Source organism: Persicitalea sp., from assembly GCF_041751555.1.
GTDB lineage: Bacteria > Bacteroidota > Bacteroidia > Cytophagales > Spirosomataceae > Persicitalea.
Genome location: NZ_JBGSXF010000137.1, coordinates 1 through 7466, shown reverse-complemented (window position 1 = coordinate 7466; position 7466 = coordinate 1). Strand labels below are relative to the sequence as shown.

At 48.6% G+C, this 7466-nt stretch carries 8 protein-coding genes and 1 pseudogene; 6 read left to right on the top strand and 3 right to left on the bottom strand.

Annotation, left to right across the window (positions count from 1 at the left end; genetic code table 11):
• The coding region (htpG, locus tag ACEW8P_RS04655; protein WP_373511940.1) for a molecular chaperone HtpG at nucleotides 1-1257 on the bottom strand (1257 nt) is incomplete at its 3' end.
• Nucleotides 1258-1454: 197 nt separating this feature from the next.
• On the opposite strand from htpG, the gene ACEW8P_RS04650 reads away from it, so the two are divergent.
• Nucleotides 1455-2006 carry a hypothetical protein gene (locus ACEW8P_RS04650; RefSeq protein ID WP_373511939.1) on the top strand — a complete coding sequence of 184 codons (552 nt, stop codon included), beginning with the start codon at nucleotides 1455-1457 and terminating at the stop codon, nucleotides 2004-2006.
• On the opposite strand, the gene ACEW8P_RS04645 is transcribed toward ACEW8P_RS04650, so the two are convergent.
• Together ACEW8P_RS04645 and ACEW8P_RS04640 are read right to left on the bottom strand one after the other, a co-directional pair.
• A complete protein-coding gene (locus ACEW8P_RS04645; RefSeq protein WP_373511938.1) occupies nucleotides 1957-2517 on the bottom strand; it encodes a DUF1905 domain-containing protein in 561 nt (186 codons plus the stop codon). The genes ACEW8P_RS04650 and ACEW8P_RS04645 overlap by 50 nt on opposite strands.
• 9 nt (nucleotides 2518-2526) lie before the next feature.
• Nucleotides 2527-4311 carry an ABC transporter ATP-binding protein gene (locus ACEW8P_RS04640; RefSeq protein ID WP_373511937.1) on the bottom strand — a complete coding sequence of 595 codons (1785 nt, stop codon included), beginning with the start codon at nucleotides 4309-4311 and terminating at the stop codon, nucleotides 2527-2529.
• Between the two features lie 255 nt (nucleotides 4312-4566).
• Here ACEW8P_RS04640 and ACEW8P_RS04635 point away from each other — a divergent pair, with 255 nt between their 5' ends.
• The 5 genes and pseudogenes from ACEW8P_RS04635 to ACEW8P_RS04615 form a co-directional block, all read left to right on the top strand.
• A complete protein-coding gene (locus ACEW8P_RS04635; RefSeq protein ID WP_373511936.1) occupies nucleotides 4567-5730 on the top strand; it encodes a transcription antitermination protein NusB in 1164 nt (387 codons plus the stop codon).
• Nucleotides 5731-5811: 81 nt separating this feature from the next.
• Complete coding sequence (locus tag ACEW8P_RS04630; protein ID WP_373511935.1) at nucleotides 5812-6114, top strand: YtxH domain-containing protein; 303 nt, start codon at nucleotides 5812-5814, stop codon at nucleotides 6112-6114.
• Between the two features lie 25 nt (nucleotides 6115-6139).
• Nucleotides 6140-6595 carry a DUF1573 domain-containing protein gene (locus tag ACEW8P_RS04625; RefSeq protein ID WP_373511934.1) on the top strand — a complete coding sequence of 152 codons (456 nt, stop codon included), beginning with the start codon at nucleotides 6140-6142 and terminating at the stop codon, nucleotides 6593-6595.
• 96 nt (nucleotides 6596-6691) lie between these two features.
• Nucleotides 6692-6988, top strand: coding sequence for a preprotein translocase subunit YajC (yajC, locus tag ACEW8P_RS04620; protein ID WP_373511933.1), 297 nt, complete (start codon nucleotides 6692-6694; stop codon nucleotides 6986-6988).
• Nucleotides 6989-7079: 91 nt separating this feature from the next.
• Nucleotides 7080-7466, top strand: a pseudogene (locus ACEW8P_RS04615) (hypothetical protein); the annotation flags it as partial.

Genomic DNA, 7466 nt, shown 5'->3' with positions numbered 1-7466 from the left:
GTAAAGCCACACCTGCGTGTCGTTCTTGTCGGTTTGGTTGTCCTTGACCGTCTCGCGGTACTCGTCGAAGGTGAAGTACTTGCCTTCGGTATTTTTCAACAAACAAAAATCTTTGGCCTTCTCGTAAAACTTATCGTCGCTGATGACTCCGTACTTTACGAACAGGCCGATGTCGTCAAACTTCTTCTCAAATCCCTCACGGTCGTTCTTGAAAATTTCGGCGAGTTTGTCGGCTACTTTTCGGGTAATGTAGCCATTGATCTTCTTGACGTTTCCGTCGGCCTGCAGGTAGCTGCGCGACACGTTCAGCGGAATGTCGGGCGAGTCGATGACGCCGTGCAATAGTTGCAGGAAATCGGGGACGATGTCTTTCACCTCGTCGGTAATAAACACCTGACGGCTGTACAGCTTGATTTTCTCGCGCTGCATCTGGAAATCATTCTTCAACTTCGGGAAGTAAAGTACCCCCGTCAGGTTGAAGGGGTAGTCCACGTTCAGGTGAATCCAGAACAGCGGATCTTCGCTGTATGGATAGAGTTCCTTGTAAAATGCCAGGTAGTCTTCGTCTGACAGATCCGCTGGATTCTTGGTCCAGATCGGGTTCGGATTATTGATGACCTTGTCCTCAAACTCAATTTCAACGGGCAGGAACTGACCGTACTTTTCTAGGATACCACGCAGACGATTTTCGTCGAGGAACTCTTCCGAATCAGGGGCAATGTGCAAGATGATGTCCGAGCCGCGCTCCGTCCGTTCGGCGGGGCTGATCTCGAATTCAGTAGAACCGTCACACTCCCAGCGCACGGCCTCGGCGTCTTCTTTATAGGACAGCGTGACGATCTCAACTTTCGACGCTACCATGTAAGCCGAGTAGAAACCCAGGCCAAAGTGGCCGATGATGTTTTCTTTGCCGCCCTCTTTGTCCTTGTATTTTTCGACAAATTCGGTGGCCCCGGAGAAGGCAATCTGGTTGATGTACTTCTTGATTTCCTCGGCGGTCATGCCAATGCCCCGGTCGCTGACGGTGATGGTCTTGGCTTCCTTGTCAAGCTTGACACTCACTTTCAGTTCGCCCAGTTCACCGTCGAATTCGCCGTAGGCGCTCAACTGCTTTACTTTTTGGGTGGCGTCCACAGCGTTGGAAACCAATTCCCGCAAAAATATCTCGTGGTCGGAGTAGAGGAATTTCTTGATGATCGGGAAAATGTTCTCGGTATGAATACTGAGGGTTCCCTTTTCTGGTGCTACTGCTTCCATATTATTTGTAATTACTTGGTTTTTGTTTTGGGTAAATGAATTTCTTGCTAATACTAGCCACCCGAAAATTGCGTTCCATTACCAAAAAAATCGTCCCCGCTGACAGATTGACAGCCGACTCTCTCCTTTGAGCCAGCGGTTGGTATCTGAAAAGCATTTTAAGTAATATTGCACTACCAAAACTTTTCCCAGAAAAAATGAAATTACCCAAAGCCCCATTCTTGATTCTTCTGCTATCGGTATGTTTGGCGGCCTGCGCCCCCAGTACAGTACCGTTTACTAACTTTACTGTTTTTACTGAGGACCTGCGCGGTACGCTCGAAAGCGCGGGTATATCACTTTCTAAGGTACAGTTCTATAACGATAAGCCCATTACGATCAAGCGCCAGGGCACCAACGCCAACGACATCAGCGTGGACGCCGAGGGACAGATTAGCATCCAAAACGGTAAGACGGTGCAAACCATCAACGTGCGCCCCTTTACGCCGGGCGTGGTGATGAGCAACACGGCGGGTTCAATCAATGTCTCCTTCGACGATACCCAGAAGGACAAGGAGGGTATGCACTTCATCCTGCAGGGCAACCAATACTATATCGAGACGATGGACGGTAATAAGTTCAGCTATAACGGAAATACCTTCGACATTCCGGCCGGAACGGGTTCGAGGCTCTTTGTAAGTAAAGATCTGCTGAACCAGGTTAATCGCCAGAGCGAAACCCAAAAGGGCCGCAAAGTGGGGGGGCAGTAAGTTGTTTCGCTTTAAAATACCGTATCGTTTCCCCATAGCCCAGACCCATGGCGAGTCCTCGCACGGCCTGGGTTATTCTTTTGACCTTAGTTTCGGTAGTCTTGGCACTTTCGATCCACTTGGAGAAGTAGTTCTGGTGGCTTTTGGATAAAGAATTGAAAAATTCCGAAGCTGCCGGGGCGTCGGTAAGGCAAATCATTAGGTCTTCTGAGAGCTGAAGCGGGGAGTCATCCCGTTCAAATTCAACAGTCACCGAGTCCCCTTCGCGCTTGCGAATGGCTCGGCGCATTTCTGCGTTGGTCGGAAGTATGAATATTCCTTCACCTATTGGCAGCAGGGCAGTTTGCTTGATTTTTAGATCGTCTATCTTCCCCTTCACCCGAAAAGTAGTCTTTGCGCCGGGGTTCAGTGCTTCGATGACATCCACTGGGATTTCAAGAAATATCCAGCCAGACTTCTCGCCTTTTCCTTTAAATTTTTGCAGGATGGCCGTAAACTGGATCACTATCATAATTGAAGGTTACTCAATTTCCTCCACCACCAACTGCTTCTCGTACAATTCTTTGTAAGCTCCATCTTTCTCAATCAACTCCGCGTGGGTACCTTGTTGCACGATGTGGCCGTCGTCCAGCATTACAATGCGGTCGGCGAGTTTGGCTGACGACACACGGTGGGAGATAATCACCGAGGTGCGATCCTGCATGATGCGTTTGAGATTGTTGAGGATGATGTTTTCAGTATTGGTATCTACCGCCGAAAGGCAGTCGTCCAGAATCAGGATTTTCGGTTCGCGGGCGATGGCGCGGGCAATGGACAAGCGCTGCTTTTGTCCGCCCGAAAGCGTCACGCCGCGTTCGCCGAGACGAGTGTCGTAGCCTTGTGGAAACTCCTCGATGTTGGCGGCGAGGTCGGCATCGCGCACGGCTTGCTCGATTTTTTCCTGCGGCAGCCCATCAGTGCCGAACTGCACATTATTGGCAATGGTGTCGGAAAAGAGAAATACGTCCTGCGGCACATAGCCCATTTGACGACGCACGTACTGCACGTCGTAATCTTGCAGCGGGAGCCCGTCCAGGAAGATTTTTCCCTCGGTTGGGTCGTAAAGACGGCAGATAAGATTAGCAAGGGTACTTTTGCCCGAACCCGTGGTTCCCAGTATCGCAATGCTCTCGCCAGATTTTACGTCGAGATCAAAGTGCTGCAAAGCCCGAATTCCCGAGTCGGGATAGAGGAAACTAACGTCTTCGAACCTTAGCGCGCCTTCGATTTCGGGTTTTAAATTTTTCTCCGAAACTATATTGGTCTTGATATCCAAGTATTCATTGATGCGCGCCTGCGAGGCCGCCGCGCGCTGGATTTGACTCGTCGTCCAACCCAGCGCCATCACGGGCCAGGTAAGCATATTAACATAAATAATGAACTCCGTAATGTTGCCGGGCGTGAGGTTACCATTGATGATTTCTTGTCCGCCCACATAGATTACCAACACGTTGCTTAGACCGACCAGCAGCATAATGATAGGAAAGAACAGGGCATCGACTTTGGTCAGATTCAGCGACTTATTCTTAAAATCTTCGGTTTCTTTCTGAAAATTCAAGAAGGAATATTTTTCCTGTACGAAAGCCTTGATCACCCGAATGCCCGAAAAAGCCTCCTGCACGTAGGTGGACATAGCCGACAACTGCCGTTGGATTTCCTCCGAACGTCGCATGATGATACTGTTGACCACATAAATGCTCACCGAAAGCAGTGGCAAGGGTAGTAGGACGTAAAAAGTCAGCTTACCATTGACCGATACCATATAAGATATTACCAAAATGAAGAGCACAACCAGATTGATTCCGTACATCATTGCCGGACCGACGTACATCCTGACTTTGCTAACATCTTCCGACACCCGCGCCATGAGATCTCCCGTGTTATGCTGACGGTAAAAGCTCATCGGGAGCGTTTGATAATGTTCGTAAATATCGTTTTTGAGGTCGTACTCGATGTGCCGCGACATAACGATGATCGTCTGCCGCACCAGAAAAAGGAAGAAACCTTTCAGGAGCGCCATCGCCAGTATCAACAGGCCGTACAGCAAAATGGTATTCGTAAACACCTCGTACATATCGGCTTGAATGGCCGAGCCGTCGAAAAGGTAGTAGATGTCGAGCGTTTCGCCCACCAAATCCAGCGCATAGCGGACGAGCTGCGCCGGGATGATGCCGAAAAGGTTGGAGATAATTGTAAATAGTGTCCCCCCAATGAGGTACCACTTGTATTTGATTAAGTACTTGTTGAGATACGCGAGTGCTTTCACGTGCGGAGGCTAAAATAGGTAGTTTTTCGCTTTATGCTTGCCTTCTAACACGCCGCCCCCCCAAAACGTTGCAGCCTCGTCCCACTCATTCCGCCGCCAACTTCCTATTGTTGTAGAAAAAGTCTAATTTTGCAGCCCGAAGGGGAGTCAATGAGTTCAGGAGTTTATGAGTTCAGGAGTCAAAAAACTGCTGTATGAAAGTCATAAACTTTAAACCGCACAGGCGGCCCTGTCATAAACTCATAAATTCATAAAATGCTCAACCGAAGATTACTACGTTCCAAGGCCGTGCAGGCACTTTATGCCAGCCGGATCTCAGCGGATGCGAATTTGCATTTAGCCAAAGACGAAATTGCGGCTGCTTACTTGCCCGATCTCAACTCTATGGAGCCGCAGAACCTGGAAAGGCTGGAAGGTTTGAAGCGGTTAGCTTTATTGACTTTGGACGAGTACCTTGAGAACGGCCAACCCGCCGCCGACGATCAGGTACCGCGCGAGGTAGTTCAGACGGCCCAACGTGCCTACCAAAATTTTGTACAACAAAACAACATCGACCGTCCGCTGGTTGTGAAAAGGGTTTTGCAAGAAACGGAGGGCATTTATGACGAGTTTTTGCGTGTGCTAGCGCTTCTGCTCGAACTGGCGCATCAGGCCGAACTTGATCGCGAACGTGTCGTTCGTAACCCCGACAATCCTTTCCCGACGGCATCGGGATTGAACGACAATGAGGTAGTGCGGCTTATGCGGGCCGACGCAGAGTTAGAGGTCGAAGTGATTCGGCGCGGAATTTCCTGGAGCAACGATATGAGCGTGGTACGCAAGACGTACCGCGAGGCGCTTTGTAAAGATGAGCAATACCTCGCTTACTGCCAGCAAGACGCCCACACCCCGGAGGAAGACCAGAAACTGGCTCAGCACGTATTGCGAAATATTATCTTGAAACACGAAATTCCTACTGAGCATTTTGAACAAAGCGACTTATATTGGGAAGAGCATTTCGATATTATTCGCAGTATGGCGATCAAGACCTTACGGTCGGCCGGTACCGGAAAAATACAATTGGCGGAGTTAACCGAGGACTGGGACGAGGACCGTTTTTTCGTCGAGGAACTGTTCAAGAAGGCCATCGAAAACGACGCGGAATACCAGGGCTACGTTCTCGAACAACTCAAAAACTGGGACCCCGATCGGGTAGCACTGCTTGATATGATCATTATGAAAACGGCCCTTGCCGAGCTGATTCATTTCCCCGGTATTCCGGTAAAAGTGACGATCAACGAATTTATCGAGATCGCAAAGCGGTACAGTACCCTGAAAAGTGGTAGTTTTGTGAATGGAAACCTGGATCGGCTCGCCAAAAGGCTAAGCGAATCGGGCGTAATCAGAAAAAGTGGCCGGGGATTGATCGACAACAAGTAGAAACGCTGCGTATAGGCACGTTTTTTTAGACTTTTTTGTAAAAAAAACAATCTCAACCTACAAAGAACAACGAAACCACTGATGAGCAAAGCAACCAGCAACTTATTTTTTTACATAACGGGCTGCGCCACGGGCATTTTCCTGGGGATTTTATACGCTCCTCAAAAGGGAGAAATTACCCGTGACCGTCTTACCTTCCGTCTATCTAAATACAAGGAACAGATCGAAAAACTAATTGCCGATCTCGTGGATAGTGCTGACTTTCCAGAAAGTATGGCCAAAGCCGAAGGGGAAAAGGTAGTTAGCGATGCCCGCGAAAAAGCCGAGCGTCTACTGGAAGACGTTGACAAGCTTATGGCGCAGATCAAGAGTCAGAGTAATTGATTTTGCCTCTAAAACTCATTTTATTATGAAAATCAACCCACTTGTCAAACTTTTCTGTTTCCTTTCGGTAACGGCCTTTTTGGCCGCGTGTGGCGCTAAAAGCGGCGAAGCCGAAAAGGGTAGTGATGACTTAAATAGCAAGATTCCTGTCATTACGCTGCTGAGCGATTCGACCTATCAATTTGGCAACATTAACGAAGGCGATATCGTCGAACACGATTTTAAATTCAAAAACGACGGTCAGTTTCCGTTGATTATCAATAATGTAACGGCTTCTTGTGGTTGCACTATCCCCGAATGGCCGCGTGAACCGATCCCGCCCGGAGCGGAATCATCTATTCAGGTGCGTTTCAATAGCAAAGGAAAGCCTGGCCCGCAGGTAAAGACGATTACGGTTTACGCCAATACCGAACCAGCCTACTCCGAACTCCGCATACAGGGTATGGTAGCCGAAGCCGCCGACTCGACCTCATCTATCTGAATTTAGCTTCCGTTTCCAATTTTTGTCACTCTAAGCGTATCGGGCTGGCGTACCAGTCGCAGAGCAACTATTAACTTTCAACTCTCCATTAAATAAATGTTAAACGTCATTCTCGCCCAAGCCCAGTCCGATGGTAACCAAGCCATGATCTACCAGGTCGTCATGTGGGTTGGTATTATCGGAGTTTTTTACTTTTTCATGATCCGTCCTCAGCAGAAAAAAGCCCGCGAGCAAAAGGAGCTGCTGGCTGGTATCAAAAAGGGTGACGAAGTTGTGACCATCGGTGGTATGCACGGCAAAGTTTTTCTGGTGGATGAAACTACTGTGACGCTGGATTTGGACAAAGGTGTAAAACTGACCTTTGACAAATCTGCCGTGAGCCGCACCAAATGATAATGATAGAATGATAGAGTGAGTGAATGATAGAATAAGCGTAAGCTGGCGAAAGCAATACTCTATCATTCACTCATTCAAAATTGACTCCATGAAAGTCTTCTCCGTTTGCTTCCTGGCTGCTGCCTTTTTCTGGCTCATGACCGCATTGAACAAAGACGACTATTCCTTACGGCTGGACTACCCTATTCACTTCGACTACGACGAAGCAGAATACATTCCGTTGGAACCTTTGCCCAAAACGGTTTCAATAAGTGTGTCCGGCAACGGTTGGAACTTGCTGCGCAAGTCATGGCTGAGTTTTGCTCAGCGACCTTTGGAATACAAAGTGACCAACCCGCTCAAGGCCAACTTCATCAATACCATTTCCCTGTCTGACAAACTGGCCGAGCATTTTCCCGATGTACAGGTCAACTATGTAGTGGCCGATACGTTGGAACTGGACTTTGAAAGAAAAGGTACTCGTATCATTCCCGTA